The following is a 13,877-nucleotide window of genomic DNA, read 5'->3' as shown; positions in this document are numbered from 1 at the left end:
ATGTCACGCAAGCCCGTCCATCTCGAAGCCCAGGGCCCCAAGGGCGACCGCCAAACGATGTGGGAAGTGGTGCGCCGCCTGCATGCCGACGAGCTACCGATCAGCGCCCCCGAGATCCGTGGCCAGCTGAGCGGCGCGGTGCCGCTGGGGCGCGTGCGCGACTACGTGACCGGCCTGGAGCGCGCCGGCTACCTGGCCCGTCTGGAGGAGCCCCGCAAGAACGGCGAGGCGGTGCACTACCGACTGGACCGGGACGTCGGCGTTGAGGCCCCGCGAGTCAACAGGGATGGCCGCCACGTCACCCAGGGCCTGGCCCGCGAGCAGCTGTGGCGCACGCTCAAGATTCTCGGCGACTTCAGTGCCGCCGAGCTGGCCGATGCCGCCAGCACCCCCGCGGTGCGGGTGGCCGAGCCCAGCGCCGCCGAGTACTGCCACTTCCTGGAGCGTGCTGGCTATCTGCGCATCACCCGCCAGGCCAGCCCCGGGATCGCTGCGCGCTACAGGCTGGTGCCCAGCCGCTGGAGCGGCCCGCGCCCACCGATGATCCAGCGCGTGAAGCAGCTCTATGACCCCAACCTGGGCGAGGTCGTGTACACCCGCGAGCCCAGCGCGGAAGGAGGTGCCGAATGAGCCCGCGCAACCCCCGCCCGGTGGATCTCTCCGCCTGGGGCCCCGAGCCGCCGCGCTGGATCCGCCTGCTGGCCAGCGAGGTGCAGGCCAGCAACCGCACTGAGACCGGCCTGCGAATCGGCATCTCACGCACCGCGGTGTCGCTGTGCCTGGCCAACAAGTACTCGAGCCCCAGCACCGCCGGCATCGAGCGACGCGTGCTGGCCGCACTGGATGGCCGCGACTGCCCCGCCCAGGGCAAGCGCATCAGCGCCGAGGCCTGCCGGGAGTTCCGCGCCCGCCCGGCCCCCACCCACAACCCCATGGCGATGCGCATCTGGCGCACCTGCCAGGGCTGCCCGCACAACCCCGAATGCGAGAGCGCGCGCGGGCAGGACGCCAAGGGAGGTGAGTCATGACCATCCGTGGCATCTGCCCCGAGTGCGGGCTCTCCGCCGAGCTGGCGGCATTCGTCACCCAGGGCGAGCACAACCAGGCGCTGGCCGCCGCGCTGGAGATCCCCGCGCTGCTCGGCCCCCGCGTGGTGCGCTACCTGGGCCTGCACCGGCCGCCCAGCCGGGCGCTGGCCGGGGCCAAGGCGGTGCGCCTGCTCACCGAGCTCCGCGACGTGATCGTCAGCGGGCGCATCGAGCGCAAGGGCATCAGCCGCCCGGCGCCGCTGCAAGCCTGGATCGCCGCCCTGGACAAGCTCCTCGAGCGCCCACCCAGCAAGTTGCCGCTCTCCGGTCATGGGTATCTCTTCGAGATTGTCGCCAGCGAGGCCGACCGGCTCGACGCCGAGGCCGAGAAGCGCAAGGAAGAGGCCGTTAGAAGCGGGGCCAGCGCACCGCCTTCTAACGCCTCGCCCGCCGTACGCGAGCGCAGCACCGAGGACGTGCTCGCCGAGCACCGCCGCCTGGCCGCCCAGGGTGGAAAGCCCCGGGCAGGCGGCAAGGAAGCGGCACCGCGCCGCGGCAAGCAAACCATCAGCCAGCTGCTGGAGGGCGCACCGCGCCCCGAGGAAGGCGAGTCATGAGCGAGCAACCCATCATCCGCAACCCCTACCAGGCCCCGCGCGTCGCCTACCGCCCGCGCTACGCCTGCCCGGAGTGCGGCCCACTGGGCAGCAACGAGTTCACCCTCGACCACCGCTGCGCCCGCTGCAACCGCCCGGTCCTGGCGATTCGCAAGCTCAGCGAGCGACACGACCGTGTGATGGTCAGCCTGCCGCGCCGTGACCTGGAGCTGATCATCGAGCACTGCGGCTGCGCCTACACCCACACCGCCCTGCACGAGCTGCTGGAGGCCCACGATGCGGACCTATAGCGACGCCACCCTCGAGCACTACGCCGACCGCTTCATCGCCCTGCGCCTGGCGCGGCACGGCGTCAACCTCGAGCAGTACCTGGCCAACCCGGCGCGCTTCGAGCGCCTGGCCCTGGAGCCCGAGCCCCCGCTGCCCGCCCAGCAGGCCGCTGCCCTGCGCCTGTGGTGGGCCTGGGATACCGGCCTGGCGCCGGCCGGGGCCAGCACCGTTCCCACGGCGCTGCCTGCCAACTACCAGTGCTGGCGCGAGCTGATCGCCCAGTGGCGCCATGCCGAGGCCACGGTGGAGCGCGACATCGCCCACCTGCCGCGCCGCAATGGCGCCTTCATCGAGCCGCTGCATCACCACCGCTTCCCGCGCGGTGGCCAATCCGACTTCACCAAGCGAGGAGCCTGACCATGAACGCCAAGACCCCCACCGCCGACAGCGTGCCCGAGGGCTTCCGCCAGGATGCCAAGGGCCGGCTGGTGCCCGAGGACCAGATCAAGGAGATCGACAAGCTGCGCGACGAGTTCGTGCTCTCCATCGTCGACCGCGCCTGCGAGCTGCGTGACGAGCTGCGCGACTTCAAGGGCGACGTCTTCTCCGAGATCGAGGCCTTCGTCGAGACCAGCGCCCAGGAGTACGACGTCCAGATCGGCGGCAAGAAGGGCAACGTCCAACTCACCAGCTTCGACGGCCAGTACAAGGTGATCCGCGCCATCCAGGAGCACATCACCTTCGACGAGCGCCTGCAGGCCGCCAAGGGGCTGATCGACGAGTGCCTCAAGGAGTGGACCGCCGACGCCCGGCCCGAGATCGCCACCATCGTCCAGGACGCCTTCCGGGTGGACGCCGCCGGCAACATCCGCACCGGCCAGGTGCTCGGCCTGCGCCGGCTCAACATCCAGGACCCGCGCTGGCTGCGCGCCATGGATGCCATCGCCGACGCCGTGCAGGTCACCGGCTCCAAGAGCTACGTGCGCATCTACAAGCGCGACGAGAGCGGCCGTTACCTGCCCATCAGCCTGAACATCGCGGAGGTGTGAGATGCAGTTCGATGAAACCGAGTTTTCGAAGCTGAGCACCAAGGCTGACCGTGCCCGGTATCTGCTGAGAGTTGGTGTGACAGCCAGGCTGACCATCGACCCGGAAAAACTTCATCCGGCTTATGTGCCGAAGGTTGGCGACATCCTCATGGCCTCGCTATGCGGCTATTTCGATAGCGAAGAGGGCGCGATAGAAGCTGGCACCAAAAGGCTTCAGGACTACGCCGGCGAGGAGGTGTGTGATGCCTAGCAAGTGCGAGTTCTTCCATCGACTCCAGGCGCGCGGGGTGACCCCCGCCGCCGCCAAGAAATGGCTGAAGGCCAACCCCCCGCCCAAGGGCTGGAAGCACAGCGCCTGGCGCTGGGCCTTCGAGAACATGACCCCGGAGGTGTGACATGAGCACCGCAACCCAGGGGCCCACCGGGCCCCGCTGCACCATCACCATCGAGCAGGGCGAGGCCGGCGTCATCGTCGCCGCCGAGCTCGGCGAGGGCCTGGACTTCCGCGAGCCCATGCTCACCCAGGCCCTGGCGCTGAGCGGTATCGACGCCATCAACCGCCAGCTCGCCGACCTGCGCGAGATCGCCGAGGCCAGCGGCCAGCCGCTGCACCCCACCCGCCCCTACAACCACTGAGGTGACTGCGATGAACGAGCCGATCCTGATCCGCGTGCGGCTCAGCACGCAGACCTACACCGCCAGCGCCGCCGGCAAGCGCGCCAGCGCTACCGCCGGGCACCGCCAGGCCGCCGAGCGCCTGGCCGAGAAGCTGGCCGAGCCCGGCACCTGTGAGCTGTGCTTCGCCGGCATCGACAACCGCGACCCGGCCCGCGCGGTGCACTGCTACAAGCTCTACCCCAACCCGCAATAGCGAAACGTCCCGGCTCTGATTCAGAGCCGGGCGTCGTCCGGCGGTGGTGCGCCGGGCCTGATGAGCAGCCAACGAGGTGACGTGTGAACAAGTGGCAACAGCTCGAGGAGCAACTCAAGGGCGTATTCGGCAGCGCGACGATACTGGCCGATGGCCACGAGGTGATATTCCAGAAGCGCCTCGACGGCGAGAAGCTGGTGATCCAGGTCGGCGTCGACGGCTGGATCAAGGGCACTTGGCACAAGGTTGACGAGCACGGCAATCCAGAGCACCCCGAGGGGCGCTTCTGGCGACCCATGAAGCGCCGCGCCTGGCAGCTCAAGCAGTACAAGGAGCTGAAAAAGGTCTTCGGCAAGAAGAAGGCCGACGAGATGACGGCCCTGCGCACCGTGGCCTTCAGCCCCTACTGGGGTAGCCCGCGTCCGCTGATCAGCCACCTCAAGCGCCACTTCCCGGATCTCGAGCTTAAGCGCGACGAGGTGACGTCATGATCAGCAAGGGCAAGCTCGCCCAGATCCATATCGCCAAGGCCCAGCTCGGCCTGAGCGATGACGAGTACCGGGCTATCCTGGCGCGCACCGCCGGGGTGAGCAGTGCCAAACAGCTCACCAACCGCAACGTCGGCAACGTGCTCCACGAGTTCCGCCGGCTGGGCTTCGTGCCTAAGCCGGCCAAGAAGGCCGGGCGGAAGGCGCCGCGCCCGCCGCGCAGCCGCGCCCGGGTAATGGACAAGATCGAGGCCATGCTCGCCGAGGCCGGCCGCCCCTGGGGCTACGCCGACGGCATGGCCCGCCACATGTTCCAGGTCGAGCGGGTCGACTGGCTCGACGACGACCAGCTCCAACGGCTGATGCAGGCGTTGATCATCGACGCCAAGCGGCACAAGAGGTACCCCGATGAGTGATGACAACCTGGATCTCGGCTTCGCCATCCCCGACGACGCCCTGGAGCGACTCGAGGACCCCGAGCTGCTCAAGAAGTGGCCCCAGGGCCTCACCGACATGATCATGGTGATCGAGGCCGCCATGGTGCGCCGTGGCGCCACCCGCGAGCAGGCCCGCCGGGTCGCCTTCGTGGCGGTGCGGGCCCTCAGCCAGTTCGCCGGTGGGCGCAGCTTCTACATCCCCAAAGGCGAGGCGCTGGACCGCGCCCTGCGCGACCGTGAGCTATGGGAGCGCTTCGACGGCAGCAACGTCAGTGAGCTGGCCGCCTGGGCGCACCTGACGGAGGTGCAGGTCTACGCCATACTGGCAGAGCAGAGGAAGCTGGCGCGCCGGAGAGTGCAGCCAGGGCTGTTTGAACACCAGGCCTGAGGGGAACAGGGCATGAAGAGAAAAACGATAATAGGGATCGTCCTGCTGTGCGCAGGACTCGCGGGGTGCTCATCCACCCCGGTCAACAAGGAGACACGCTCGGGATACGCCGAGGCGATGATTCCGCACCTCAGCGGCGAGGAGATCCGCGATAGGATTGTGTCTCGCTGCCTGGATCGTGGCTTTTCGATCGACACTTCTACCGAGACCCAGGTGGTCTGTCGCCAGCGGATAGACGGTGCGGCAGGCATCATGACCTGGGCCATGATCGGCAACAGTTACTCCACCCAGCCCGATGCAGTGCTGCGCTTCACCATTGCCAACAGCGAAGGCGCCTACCGTGTGGTGGCACAGCCTCATGCCGAGACCCAGATGGCCATGGGCCAGATGCAGCGCATGGACTTGAAAGCGAACAACGAGCTGCGCAACAACATCCAGGCCTTTCTGGACTCGCTCTAGCCCGGCTTTACAGCCCGCCCACGATCACGCTAAATACCTCCACCACGCCCCGCCATCGAGCGGGGCGTTTTTGTAAGACGCCTGATTGCCGGGCATCTATAGCCAGCCTCTAGCCTGAATTCATAAGAGACATGAATCCATCAGGCGAGGTTCCCCGTGTTATCAAGAAAGGTTTTGGACAAGCTGCGCGTTGGCCCCTGGCTGGTCGCCGCGCTGATCATGGCCGCCGTCGTCGGCCTGCTCTACCCCCACCAGTTGGGCGTGCTGTTGTGGAGCCTGACCAAGCTGAGCTTCGGCGCCTACCTCGGTTACTGGATCGACCGCTCGATCTTCCCCTATGCCCGCCCGGGCGATGCCCTGGATCCACCCCCGCCGGAAGCCCGCGACTACTATCTGCCGTTGATGGTCGAGGAAGGCATGATGGACCCCGCCATGCTGATGCTGCGCCGGGCGATTATCATCGCCGCCGCCATCATCGCGCTGGGGCTGGGGGTGTAACGTGGCCCTCGATCGGCGCACCGTGCTGGCGGCCATTGCCGCGGAGACCGCGGACCGTTCCGGCCCCATGCCGGTATGGCTGGTGGAGGTGGCGGCCAACGCCAAGACCAAGCCCGAACGAGACTTCGTGGCCACCGAGCTGATCGCGCTGCGCCAGGAGCAGCTGATCGAGTGCCACCGCCAGAACGGCGCCAGCGGGATCTCGTTGACCGAGGCCGGCCGCGCCGAGCTCAGGGCCCTCAACCAGGGCAAGCCTTCGCCGGCTGCCTCTCGGCCAGCCCCCACCCCGGCCGCCCCAGTGCCGCCGGGCGCGCCCCCAGTGTCCGAGGTGGTGTCTGAGTCGGCGCCCCCGGCGCCACCTGGCGACGCCTTGCTGCCGGTGGCGGAGATCCTTGACCCCATCGATCAACCTCGGCTTTACGCCCTGGTGATGGCGCTTTCGCGCGTGACCATGAGCGAGCTCGAGGCTGCTATCGAGACGCGCGACCTGGCCCGGGCCCGCGAGCTGCAGGCCCTGCTGGACGGGGTGCGTCGGCACCTGGGGAGGCCGTCATGAAGTCGCGCATGCCACCTTGCCTCGAGCCGTACCTGGGGATTGCCGTGTGGGGCCTGGCGGCGGTGCTGTGGTACCTGGTCCTGTGGACGCTGCTGGCGTGCCGCGCGCTGGCCAGCCGCTATGGGCTGGCGGCACTGCTGGTGGTGTTGATCATCGTCAGTTGCCAGCCCGTCAGCGCACAGGGCATCCCTTCCGCCGCTGCCCAGTATCAGCGCGAGCTGACCCGCGTGGTTCAGCACGAGTGGGGAATGAATGGCCGGGTGGCGGTGCATGCCGCACAGATCCACCAGGAAAGCGCCTGGCGCCCCCACGTCAATAGCCCGGTGGGCGCCCAGGGTCTGAGTCAGTTCATACCGACGACCTCGGCATGGATCGTCGAGATCTATCCGGATCTCGGCACCGCTGCGCCTTACTCCCCAGGCTGGGCGATGCGCGCCCAGGCCCGTTACAACAAATGGCATTGGAACCGCCTTGCCGGCACGGCCGATCAGTGCGAGCGCTGGGCGATGACCATGAGCGCCTACAACGGCGGGCTTGGGTGGGTGAATCGCGACCGGCGCCTGGCGCGCGCCGCCGGCGACGACGATGCCCGGTGGTTTGGCCACGTGGAGCGCTACACGAACCGCGCCGGCTGGGCCGAACGCGAGAACCGCGACTATGTGCGACGCATCCTGCTGACCCTGACCCCGCGCTATGTGCGAGCTGGCTGGGCGGGAGGTGCCCCGTGCTAAGCGTCGCTCGCAAGCTGGTGCCCGCCTGGGTGTGGGCCGCACTGCTCGGCCTGCTGGCCTTGGGTGGACTGGGCTGGTGGGGCGTGACCACCTGGGAGGGCCGCGTGGCCGAACGCGAGGCGCTCGCCCAGGAGGTGGAAGCCCTGACCGCCAACCGCGACCGCTGGCAGCAGCGCACCATGGACGTGCTCGAGCAGCTGGGCCAGGCCCGCGAGCGCACCCGCCAGGCCGAGGCCGCGCTGGCCGAGCTGCAGGAAGCTCTGGCCGAACGCGACGCCGACTATCGCGAGATCCGCCGGCGTATCCGCGAGGCCCCTGCGCAGGACGACGGCCCCGTGGCCCCGGTGCTGCGTCGCGCCCTGGAGGAGCTGCCTCATGCCGATTGAAGGAATTGTGTTCCTGGTGCTGATGATCGTCGGCGGCGGCCTTCAGGTGTATTACACCTGGGGCTGGAATCAGTGGCCGGCGAGATGGGTCCCTCTTATCCCCTGGCTGGTGGTGCTGGCATTGATGCTGCTCAACGGCTGCACCACCCGCGAGGCACCGCCCCCCGAGCCGCCGCCGCTGCCCGCCCCGGTGCTGTGCGCGCCTTCGGTGGGGGCCACCGAGCCGGAGCCGGAGCCGGATCGACCGGGCGAAAGCGCCACCCAGCAGGACGTCGCCCTCTACCTGATCGACCTGCACCGCTGGGGCTGGCGTGGCTGGCGCCGCCTGGCAAGCGTTAGAGAGACCGGCGCGACCTGCGCCTCTAACGCCCAAGAACCGACAACCAACGAGCCGAGGGAATGATGGGAGCCATCGACTGGACCGCCGCGCGCTTCTTCTTCGACGTGATCTCCGCGCTGTTCATGGTGGGGGTGGCCATCTACGTGTGGTGGAGCAATCGCAACCGCGCCACCGGCGACGCCATCCAGGATGTGCACGCCCGGCTAGATCAGGTGGACCGGCACGTCGCCCGCATCGAGCAGACGCTCGACAGCCGCCCGGGCTACGCCGAGATCGACGTGCTGCGCGCCGAGATGGCCACGATCAGCCGCGGCATGGCCGAGATCAGCGCCCAGATGCAGAGCACCACGGCACTGCTGGGCCGCCTGCATGAATACCTGCTCACGGAGAAGGGGAACACGCGATGAGCACCGACTTTCAGGACTTCGAAACCGAGGGGCGCCGGCTGGGCATCCTGCGCATCCTGTCGCGCCGCAACCAGTTCACCACCAACGAGTACAGCCTGCACGACGAGTTGAAGGGCGCCTACGCCCACCACGTCAGCCGCGATCGCCTGCATGGGGATCTCGCCTGGCTGGAGGAGCAGCAGTTGGTGATCACCCAGCAGCCGCGCGCCGGCTGGATCATCACCCTCACCGCCCGCGGCTCGGATGTGGCCGAGGGCCTGGCTCAGGTGCCCGGGGTGGCCAAGCCGCGCCCGGGCATCCGCTGAGGAGCCGCCCATGCCTCCACGCAACAAGGTCTACGACCTGCCGCCGGAGATCCGCGAGGCGCTCAACGAGCGCCTGGTCAGCACCGGTTTCCAGGGCTACGAGGAGCTCGCCGCCTGGCTCGAGGAGCAGGGCCACAAGATCTCCAAGAGTAGCGTGCACCGCTACGGCCAGGATCTTCGCGAGGAGTTTGAGGAGGCCATGGGCGACGTGCGCAAGACCACCGAACTGGCCCGCGCCATGGCCGCTCAGGACGACGACGAAAGCGGCCATCTGATCGACGCCACGGCCCGGATGGTGCAGGACCAGCTTCTGCGCATCACCATCGCTATGCGCAAGGCCGAGGAGGACCCGGCCAAGGCCGCCAAGCAGTTGGGTAGCGTGACCCGAGCGTTGGCCGAGATCGGCCGCGTCTCCCTAGGGCAGAAGAAGTGGGCCCGCGAGCTGCGCGTGGAGGTGGCCCGCGAAGCGGCCGAAGCCGCCGAGGGCGCCATGGCCAACCAGGGCATGAGCCGCGAGGCCATCGACTCGATCAAGCGCGACATTTTGGGGATCGCCTGATGAGTGCGCTGCCTGAATCCGTGCTGCTGCCCTACCAGAAGGCGTGGATCGAGGACGACGCCGACCTCAAGATCGCCGAGAAGAGCCGACGCACCGGCCTGACTTGGGGCGAGGCGGCCGATGCCGTGCTGAGTGCCAGCGCGGCCCGCACGGCCGGTGGCTGCAATCACTTCTATGTGGGCTCCAACAAGGAGATGGCCATCGAGTTTATCGACGCCTGTGCCATGTGGGCCAGGGCGTTCGACCGAGCCGCCAGCGCCATCCAGGAGGAGGTGCTGCACGACGAGGACAAGGACATCCTCACCTTCAACATCCACTTCGCCAGCGGCTTCAAGATCCAGGCGTTGAGCTCGCGACCCAGCAACCTTCGGGGTCGCCAGGGTAACGTGACTATCGACGAGGCCGCCTTCCACGAGAAGCTGGCTGAGGTGCTCAAGGCGGCCCTGGCGCTGACCATGTGGGGCTCGAAGGTGCGCTTGATCAGCACCCACAACGGCGTCGACAACCTGTTCAACGACCTGATCCAGGACAGCCGGGCCGGCAAGAAGCGCTACAGCGTGCACCGCATCACCCTGGATGACGCCTGCGAGCAGGGCCTCTATCAGCGCATCTGCCAGGTGCGCGGCATCGAATGGAGCCAGGCCGCCGAGGACGAGTGGAAGGCCAACCTGCTGGCCGACACCGCCACCCGAGAGGATGCCCTCGAGGAGTACTATTGCGTGCCCAAGAGTGGCGGTGGGGCGTACCTCTCACGCGCCTTGATCGAGGCGCGCATGATCGATGCCCCAGTGCTGCGCTTCGAGGGAAGCGCCGAGTTCAACGCCGTGCCGGAGCGCTATCGGGCGCTGGAGGTCGAGGAGTGGTGCCAGCGTGAACTGGCCCCGCTGCTCGAGCAGCTCGATCGCCGCGATGAGCACGTCTTCGGCGAGGACTTCGGCCGCTCCGGGGATCTCACCGTGATCGCGCCCATGGCCATCACCGCCCACCTGGTGCGCCGCGTGCCGTTCCTGGTTGAGCTGCGCAACGTGCCCTTCAAGCAGCAGGAGCAGGTGCTGTTCTTCATCGTCGACCGCCTGCCACGGCTGCGGGGCGGCAAGCTGGACGGGCGCGGCAACGGCCAGTATCTGGCCGAGCAGGCGGTGGAACGCTACGGCAGCACCGTGGAGGCGGTGATGCTCACCCAGGGCTGGTACCTGGAGAACATGCCGCCCTTCAAGGCCGCCTTCGAGGATGCCGGCATCGAGATCCCGCGCGACCGTGACACCGGCGACGACCTTCGCGCCCTGGAGGTGATCAAGGGCGTGCCCAAGCTGCCCGATGCCAAGACCGGCGCGAAAGGCGACCGCCACGGCGACGCCGCCATCGCCCTGGTGCTGGCCCACGCCGCTAGCCTCGACGACGCCGTGACCATCGACTTTATCCCGGTGCCCCGAGGCTCCGCATCGGCCTTCGCAGATGACGACGACAACATGACAACCGACTGGGGAGGTGGCGCATGGTAGCCATTCGAGGATTGATCAACCGCCTGTGGGGCGGTGGCCACCAGGCGCTGGACGAACAGCAGACCGAGGAAGACGCCGCCGGGACCGCCCGCATCGGCTCGCTGAAGCGCGAGTTCGCCGAGCATCCCAGTAAGGGGCTGACTCCGGCCAAGCTCTACCAGGTCCTCGAGGAGGCCGAGCAGGGCCAGCTCAAGGCCCAGCATGAGCTGTTCGACGACATGGAGGAGAAGGACGCCCAGATCGGCGCCGACCTCGGCAAGCGCCGCCAGCTCGCTGCCGAGCTGGAGTGGCAGATCGTCCCGCCGGATGGCGCCGATGCACGCGAGAAGCGCGCCGCCGACCAGGCCGCCGAAGTGTTCTCGGGCTTCGAGGTCGAGGATCTGATTCTCGACCTCGGCCAGGGCATCGGCCACGGCTGGGCCAATCTGGAGCTTACCTGGTCGCGCGACGGCGCCACCCGCTATATCGAGCAGCCGACGCTGCGGCCCCACAGCTGGTTCCGGCTGCATCCGCACGATCAGAACGTCATCACCCTGCGCGACCACAGCGCCACCGGCGCCGAGCTTTGGCCGCTGGGATGGGTACAGCACCGCCACCGCGCCAAGGCAGGCTACGTGGCCCGCATGGGCCTGCACCGCATGCTCGCCTGGCCATACCTGTTCCAGAACTACGCCCTGGGCGACCTGGCCGAGCTGCTGGAGGTCTACGGCCTGCCCGGGGTGGTGGGCAAGTTCCCCAAGAACGCCACCGACAAGGAGAAGGCCACGCTGCTGCGTGCCGTGGTGAGCATGGGCAAGGATGCTCGCGGCATCATCCCCGAGGGCATGGCGATCGAGTTCCAGGAGGCTGCCGGCAAGGGCACCAGCGCCGACCTCTACAAAACCATGATGGACTGGTGCGAGCGCGCCAAGGCCAAGGCAATTCTCGGCGGCACCCTGACCAGCGGCACCGGCGAGGGCACCAACACCAATGCCTTGGGCAACGTGCACGAGCGCGGCCAGGCCAGCCTGATCCGCTCCGACATCCGCCAGTACGCCGGTACCATTCGCCGAGCGATCCTGTGGCCCATGGCGGCGCTCAACTTCGGTATCGAGAAGGCCAACCGCGCCCCGCGCTTCTACCTCGACCCCGGCGAGACCGAGGACTTCAAGCAGCTGGCCGAGACCCTGCCCACCTTCGTCGACATGGGCGCGCGCATCCCCAAGTGGTGGTTCCACGAGAAGAGCGGTATCCCCGAGGCCGGCGAGAACGAGGAGATCCTCACGCCCCGCGCCCAGCCTGCCGATCCGTTCGCCGGCCCGGCGGCCCTGAAGGGGCCGATCCTGCCGATCCTGCGGGGGCGGCGCCCGACAGCGGCGTTGGCAGCGCTGCGCCAGGGCGACGATGCCGGCCCGGTGGAGCTGCTCGCCGATGGTACCGCCGAGACCGTCCAGCCCCAGGTACTGGCCTGGCTCGAGACCATCGAGGAGATGCTGGCCAGCGCCGGCAGCCTCGAGGAGTTCCGCGAGATGCTGCTGGCCGCCTATGACCGTCTGCCCACCGAGGGCGTGGCCGACGCCTTGGGTGACGCCCTGGAGGCCGCCCAGGCCGCCGGGCGCTTCGACGTCGAGGTGCAGGCCGATGAGGCCGAGGGCAGCGCATGACCACGCCCCAGCAGCCCAGCGCCGTCAGCGGGACTTTCCGCCGGCCGTTCGCCGAACAGGTGGCGTTCTTCCGCGCCCGGCTGGCCAATCTGTTGCCGACCGAGCGCTGGGACGATATCGAGCGCCAGGCTCACGACGCGGCATTCGTCGTCGCGGGTGCGACCAAGGCCAGCCTGCTGGCTGACCTGGCGGCGGCGGTGGATCGCAGCATCAGCGAGGGCCAGAGCCTGGAGCAGTTTCGCCGCGACTTCCGCGACACGGTAGAGCGCCGCGGCTGGCACAACTGGACCGGCGAGGGATCGCTCGCCGGTGAGGCGTGGCGCACCCGGGTGATCTACACCACTAACGCTCGCACCAGCTACGCCGCCGGGCGCCGCGCGCAGATCCGCGAGGGCGGCTTCGCCTTTCGCGTCTACCGCCACGGGGGCAGTGCCGAGCCGCGCCCCGAGCACCTGGGTTGGGATGGCCTGACCCTGCCGGCAGACCACGAATTCTGGGAGAGCCACGCGCCGCCTAACGGCTGGGGGTGCAGCTGCTACGAGCTGGGGGCCCGCTCCGAGGAGGGCGCCCAGCGCCTGGGGGGCAACCCATCGAAGCGCCTGCCGGCGGACTGGAGCGCCACCGACCAGCGCACCGGCGCACCGCCTGGCATCGACCGCGGCTGGGACTACGCCCCGGGCGATAGCGTGCAGGATGCGGTACGCGCAGGCACCGAGACCCTCTCGCGCTTGCCGGCGGCACTCTCGGCGGCGGCGATCCGCGACTGGCAGCGTCGCGACATCCAGGCGCCAGGCCTCATGGAGGACGACGATGTATAGCGTGGAGATCACCGGGCACGAGGCGTTGTTGGACACCCTGAACCGCCTACTGTCGGCCGGGGAGAACACCCTGCCGGCCATGCAGGACATCGGGGAGTACTTGATCGGTAGCACTCGCCAGCGCTTCCACGACATGCAGGGACCCAATGGCGAGCCCTGGGTGCCCAACACTGAGACGACCCAGGATGCCACCGAGGCACGGGGCGATCGCTACGACCCCCGGCCGCTGTTCGGCCCCACCAAGCGCCTCTCCTCCGAGATCCTCGCCTTCCCCAGTAATCATGCGGTGGCGGTGGGCTCGGCGCTGATCCAGGCGGCAGTGATGCAGTTCGGCGCCGAGCAGGGAGAGTTCGGCACCTCCTCCAGGGGCGGGCCGCTGCCCTGGGGGGATATCCCCGCCCGGCCGTTCATCGGCATCTCCGATGCCGATGAGGTGCAGGTCCTGGAGATCCTCAACGGCTATCTGGCCGAGGCCCTCGAGACGAGGTGATCGTCCACGCCCTTGAGGCACTCGAGCACTACCTG

26 protein-coding genes and 1 other RNA gene are annotated in these 13,877 nt (G+C 68.6%); all 27 read left to right on the top strand.

The features are described 5' to 3' along the window. The 27 genes from D1793_RS05130 (at position 1) to D1793_RS05005 (ending at position 13,842) form a co-directional block, all read left to right on the top strand. Positions 1 to 630: a hypothetical protein gene (locus tag D1793_RS05130; protein ID WP_119021187.1), complete on the top strand. Its 630-nt coding sequence runs from the start codon at positions 1 to 3 to the stop codon at positions 628 to 630. After that, complete coding sequence (locus D1793_RS05125) at positions 627 to 1,028, top strand: hypothetical protein (protein WP_119021186.1); 402 nt, start codon at positions 627 to 629, stop codon at positions 1,026 to 1,028. Before D1793_RS05130 ends, D1793_RS05125 begins: the two co-directional genes overlap by 4 nt. Next, positions 1,025 to 1,645, top strand: coding sequence for a hypothetical protein (locus D1793_RS05120; protein WP_119021185.1), 621 nt, complete (start codon positions 1,025 to 1,027; stop codon positions 1,643 to 1,645). Before D1793_RS05125 ends, D1793_RS05120 begins: the two co-directional genes overlap by 4 nt. Beyond that, positions 1,642 to 1,935 carry a hypothetical protein gene (locus D1793_RS05115; RefSeq protein ID WP_119021184.1) on the top strand — a complete coding sequence of 98 codons (294 nt, stop codon included), beginning with the start codon at positions 1,642 to 1,644 and terminating at the stop codon, positions 1,933 to 1,935. The genes D1793_RS05120 and D1793_RS05115 overlap by 4 nt, the downstream gene beginning before the upstream one ends. After that, positions 1,922 to 2,332 (top strand): hypothetical protein, encoded by a 411-nt coding sequence (locus D1793_RS05110; protein ID WP_119021183.1) that lies wholly within the window; start codon positions 1,922 to 1,924, stop codon positions 2,330 to 2,332. The genes D1793_RS05115 and D1793_RS05110 overlap by 14 nt, the downstream gene beginning before the upstream one ends. Before the next feature lie 2 nt (positions 2,333 to 2,334). Then, complete coding sequence (locus D1793_RS05105; RefSeq protein ID WP_119021182.1) at positions 2,335 to 2,964, top strand: DUF3164 family protein; 630 nt, start codon at positions 2,335 to 2,337, stop codon at positions 2,962 to 2,964. 1 nt (position 2,965) lies between these two features. After that, complete coding sequence (locus D1793_RS05100) at positions 2,966 to 3,214, top strand: hypothetical protein (RefSeq protein WP_119021181.1); 249 nt, start codon at positions 2,966 to 2,968, stop codon at positions 3,212 to 3,214. Further along, the gene (locus D1793_RS19380; RefSeq protein WP_162899915.1) at positions 3,207 to 3,359 is read left to right on the top strand and encodes a hypothetical protein; all 153 of its coding nucleotides are present in this window, start codon (positions 3,207 to 3,209) and stop codon (positions 3,357 to 3,359) included. Before D1793_RS05100 ends, D1793_RS19380 begins: the two co-directional genes overlap by 8 nt. A gap of 1 nt (position 3,360) precedes the next feature. Next, positions 3,361 to 3,600, top strand: a complete 240-nt coding sequence (locus D1793_RS05095) for a hypothetical protein (RefSeq protein WP_119021180.1) — start codon at positions 3,361 to 3,363, stop codon at positions 3,598 to 3,600. A gap of 10 nt (positions 3,601 to 3,610) precedes the next feature. Continuing rightward, the gene (locus D1793_RS05090) at positions 3,611 to 3,835 is read left to right on the top strand and encodes a hypothetical protein (protein WP_119021179.1); all 225 of its coding nucleotides are present in this window, start codon (positions 3,611 to 3,613) and stop codon (positions 3,833 to 3,835) included. Beyond that, an RNA gene (locus D1793_RS05085) (hammerhead ribozyme type II) lies at positions 3,833 to 3,909 on the top strand. The genes D1793_RS05090 and D1793_RS05085 overlap by 3 nt, the downstream gene beginning before the upstream one ends. Positions 3,910 to 3,918: 9 nt before the next feature. Next, positions 3,919 to 4,326, top strand: a complete 408-nt coding sequence (locus D1793_RS05080; RefSeq protein WP_119021178.1) for a hypothetical protein — start codon at positions 3,919 to 3,921, stop codon at positions 4,324 to 4,326. After that, on the top strand, positions 4,323 to 4,739 hold the full coding sequence (locus tag D1793_RS05075; protein WP_119021177.1) for a regulatory protein GemA: 417 nt from the start codon (positions 4,323 to 4,325) through the stop codon (positions 4,737 to 4,739). Before D1793_RS05080 ends, D1793_RS05075 begins: the two co-directional genes overlap by 4 nt. Next, positions 4,732 to 5,148 carry a Mor transcription activator family protein gene (locus D1793_RS05070; RefSeq protein ID WP_119021176.1) on the top strand — a complete coding sequence of 139 codons (417 nt, stop codon included), beginning with the start codon at positions 4,732 to 4,734 and terminating at the stop codon, positions 5,146 to 5,148. Before D1793_RS05075 ends, D1793_RS05070 begins: the two co-directional genes overlap by 8 nt. Before the next feature lie 12 nt (positions 5,149 to 5,160). Beyond that, positions 5,161 to 5,607 carry a hypothetical protein gene (locus D1793_RS05065; protein WP_162899914.1) on the top strand — a complete coding sequence of 149 codons (447 nt, stop codon included), beginning with the start codon at positions 5,161 to 5,163 and terminating at the stop codon, positions 5,605 to 5,607. Between the two features lie 174 nt (positions 5,608 to 5,781). Continuing rightward, a complete protein-coding gene (locus D1793_RS05060) occupies positions 5,782 to 6,105 on the top strand; it encodes a putative holin (RefSeq protein ID WP_205527630.1) in 324 nt (107 codons plus the stop codon). 1 nt (position 6,106) lies between these two features. After that, a complete protein-coding gene (locus D1793_RS19375) occupies positions 6,107 to 6,661 on the top strand; it encodes a hypothetical protein (RefSeq protein WP_162899913.1) in 555 nt (184 codons plus the stop codon). Continuing rightward, positions 6,658 to 7,392 carry a transglycosylase SLT domain-containing protein gene (locus tag D1793_RS05050; RefSeq protein WP_205527629.1) on the top strand — a complete coding sequence of 245 codons (735 nt, stop codon included), beginning with the start codon at positions 6,658 to 6,660 and terminating at the stop codon, positions 7,390 to 7,392. Before D1793_RS19375 ends, D1793_RS05050 begins: the two co-directional genes overlap by 4 nt. Beyond that, a complete protein-coding gene (locus tag D1793_RS05045; RefSeq protein ID WP_119021173.1) occupies positions 7,386 to 7,778 on the top strand; it encodes a hypothetical protein in 393 nt (130 codons plus the stop codon). The genes D1793_RS05050 and D1793_RS05045 overlap by 7 nt, the downstream gene beginning before the upstream one ends. Next, a complete protein-coding gene (locus D1793_RS05040; protein ID WP_119021172.1) occupies positions 7,768 to 8,181 on the top strand; it encodes a hypothetical protein in 414 nt (137 codons plus the stop codon). The genes D1793_RS05045 and D1793_RS05040 overlap by 11 nt, the downstream gene beginning before the upstream one ends. Beyond that, positions 8,178 to 8,525, top strand: coding sequence for a hypothetical protein (locus tag D1793_RS05035; RefSeq protein ID WP_205527628.1), 348 nt, complete (start codon positions 8,178 to 8,180; stop codon positions 8,523 to 8,525). Before D1793_RS05040 ends, D1793_RS05035 begins: the two co-directional genes overlap by 4 nt. Then, positions 8,522 to 8,830, top strand: coding sequence for a hypothetical protein (locus D1793_RS05030; protein ID WP_119021171.1), 309 nt, complete (start codon positions 8,522 to 8,524; stop codon positions 8,828 to 8,830). Before D1793_RS05035 ends, D1793_RS05030 begins: the two co-directional genes overlap by 4 nt. Before the next feature lie 10 nt (positions 8,831 to 8,840). Then, positions 8,841 to 9,389, top strand: coding sequence for a DUF3486 family protein (locus D1793_RS05025; RefSeq protein WP_119021170.1), 549 nt, complete (start codon positions 8,841 to 8,843; stop codon positions 9,387 to 9,389). Further along, positions 9,389 to 10,891, top strand: a complete 1,503-nt coding sequence (locus D1793_RS05020) for a hypothetical protein (protein WP_119021169.1) — start codon at positions 9,389 to 9,391, stop codon at positions 10,889 to 10,891. The genes D1793_RS05025 and D1793_RS05020 overlap by 1 nt, the downstream gene beginning before the upstream one ends. Beyond that, on the top strand, positions 10,885 to 12,534 hold the full coding sequence (locus D1793_RS05015; RefSeq protein ID WP_119021168.1) for a DUF935 domain-containing protein: 1,650 nt from the start codon (positions 10,885 to 10,887) through the stop codon (positions 12,532 to 12,534). Before D1793_RS05020 ends, D1793_RS05015 begins: the two co-directional genes overlap by 7 nt. After that, entirely contained in the window at positions 12,531 to 13,352 is an 822-nt protein-coding gene (locus D1793_RS05010) for a phage minor head protein (RefSeq protein WP_119021167.1), read from the top strand. Before D1793_RS05015 ends, D1793_RS05010 begins: the two co-directional genes overlap by 4 nt. Next, positions 13,345 to 13,842: a phage virion morphogenesis protein gene (locus D1793_RS05005; RefSeq protein WP_162899912.1), complete on the top strand. Its 498-nt coding sequence runs from the start codon at positions 13,345 to 13,347 to the stop codon at positions 13,840 to 13,842. Before D1793_RS05010 ends, D1793_RS05005 begins: the two co-directional genes overlap by 8 nt. The last annotated feature ends 35 nt before the right edge of the window (positions 13,843 to 13,877 follow it).

The organism is Halomonas sp. JS92-SW72, assembly GCF_003547075.1.
GTDB lineage: Bacteria > Pseudomonadota > Gammaproteobacteria > Pseudomonadales > Halomonadaceae > Halomonas > Halomonas alkalicola.
This window is presented reverse-complemented; position numbering and strand designations above follow the sequence as displayed.

What these genes read in the sequence shown, in the direction of transcription:
- D1793_RS05125 (WP_119021186.1), top strand. Translation starts at nt 627, where the DNA reads ATGAGCCCGCGCAACCCCCGCCCGGTGGATCTCTCCGCCTGGGGCCCC.
- D1793_RS05130 (WP_119021187.1), top strand. Translation starts at nt 1, where the DNA reads ATGTCACGCAAGCCCGTCCATCTCGAAGCCCAGGGCCCCAAGGGCGAC.
- D1793_RS05030 (WP_119021171.1), top strand. Translation starts at nt 8,522, where the DNA reads ATGAGCACCGACTTTCAGGACTTCGAAACCGAGGGGCGCCGGCTGGGC.
- D1793_RS05105 (WP_119021182.1), top strand. Translation starts at nt 2,335, where the DNA reads ATGAACGCCAAGACCCCCACCGCCGACAGCGTGCCCGAGGGCTTCCGC.
- D1793_RS05115 (WP_119021184.1), top strand. Translation starts at nt 1,642, where the DNA reads ATGAGCGAGCAACCCATCATCCGCAACCCCTACCAGGCCCCGCGCGTC.
- D1793_RS05095 (WP_119021180.1), top strand. Translation starts at nt 3,361, where the DNA reads ATGAGCACCGCAACCCAGGGGCCCACCGGGCCCCGCTGCACCATCACC.
- D1793_RS19380 (WP_162899915.1), top strand. Translation starts at nt 3,207, where the DNA reads ATGCCTAGCAAGTGCGAGTTCTTCCATCGACTCCAGGCGCGCGGGGTG.
- D1793_RS05100 (WP_119021181.1), top strand. Translation starts at nt 2,966, where the DNA reads ATGCAGTTCGATGAAACCGAGTTTTCGAAGCTGAGCACCAAGGCTGAC.
- D1793_RS05090 (WP_119021179.1), top strand. Translation starts at nt 3,611, where the DNA reads ATGAACGAGCCGATCCTGATCCGCGTGCGGCTCAGCACGCAGACCTAC.
- D1793_RS05075 (WP_119021177.1), top strand. Translation starts at nt 4,323, where the DNA reads ATGATCAGCAAGGGCAAGCTCGCCCAGATCCATATCGCCAAGGCCCAG.
- D1793_RS05035 (WP_205527628.1), top strand. Translation starts at nt 8,178, where the DNA reads ATGATGGGAGCCATCGACTGGACCGCCGCGCGCTTCTTCTTCGACGTG.
- D1793_RS05020 (WP_119021169.1), top strand. Translation starts at nt 9,389, where the DNA reads ATGAGTGCGCTGCCTGAATCCGTGCTGCTGCCCTACCAGAAGGCGTGG.
- D1793_RS05010 (WP_119021167.1), top strand. Translation starts at nt 12,531, where the DNA reads ATGACCACGCCCCAGCAGCCCAGCGCCGTCAGCGGGACTTTCCGCCGG.
- D1793_RS05110 (WP_119021183.1), top strand. Translation starts at nt 1,922, where the DNA reads ATGCGGACCTATAGCGACGCCACCCTCGAGCACTACGCCGACCGCTTC.
- D1793_RS05040 (WP_119021172.1), top strand. Translation starts at nt 7,768, where the DNA reads ATGCCGATTGAAGGAATTGTGTTCCTGGTGCTGATGATCGTCGGCGGC.
- D1793_RS05015 (WP_119021168.1), top strand. Translation starts at nt 10,885, where the DNA reads ATGGTAGCCATTCGAGGATTGATCAACCGCCTGTGGGGCGGTGGCCAC.
- D1793_RS05070 (WP_119021176.1), top strand. Translation starts at nt 4,732, where the DNA reads ATGAGTGATGACAACCTGGATCTCGGCTTCGCCATCCCCGACGACGCC.
- D1793_RS05120 (WP_119021185.1), top strand. Translation starts at nt 1,025, where the DNA reads ATGACCATCCGTGGCATCTGCCCCGAGTGCGGGCTCTCCGCCGAGCTG.
- D1793_RS05005 (WP_162899912.1), top strand. Translation starts at nt 13,345, where the DNA reads ATGTATAGCGTGGAGATCACCGGGCACGAGGCGTTGTTGGACACCCTG.
- D1793_RS05050 (WP_205527629.1), top strand. Translation starts at nt 6,658, where the DNA reads ATGAAGTCGCGCATGCCACCTTGCCTCGAGCCGTACCTGGGGATTGCC.
- D1793_RS05065 (WP_162899914.1), top strand. Translation starts at nt 5,161, where the DNA reads ATGAAGAGAAAAACGATAATAGGGATCGTCCTGCTGTGCGCAGGACTC.
- D1793_RS05025 (WP_119021170.1), top strand. Translation starts at nt 8,841, where the DNA reads ATGCCTCCACGCAACAAGGTCTACGACCTGCCGCCGGAGATCCGCGAG.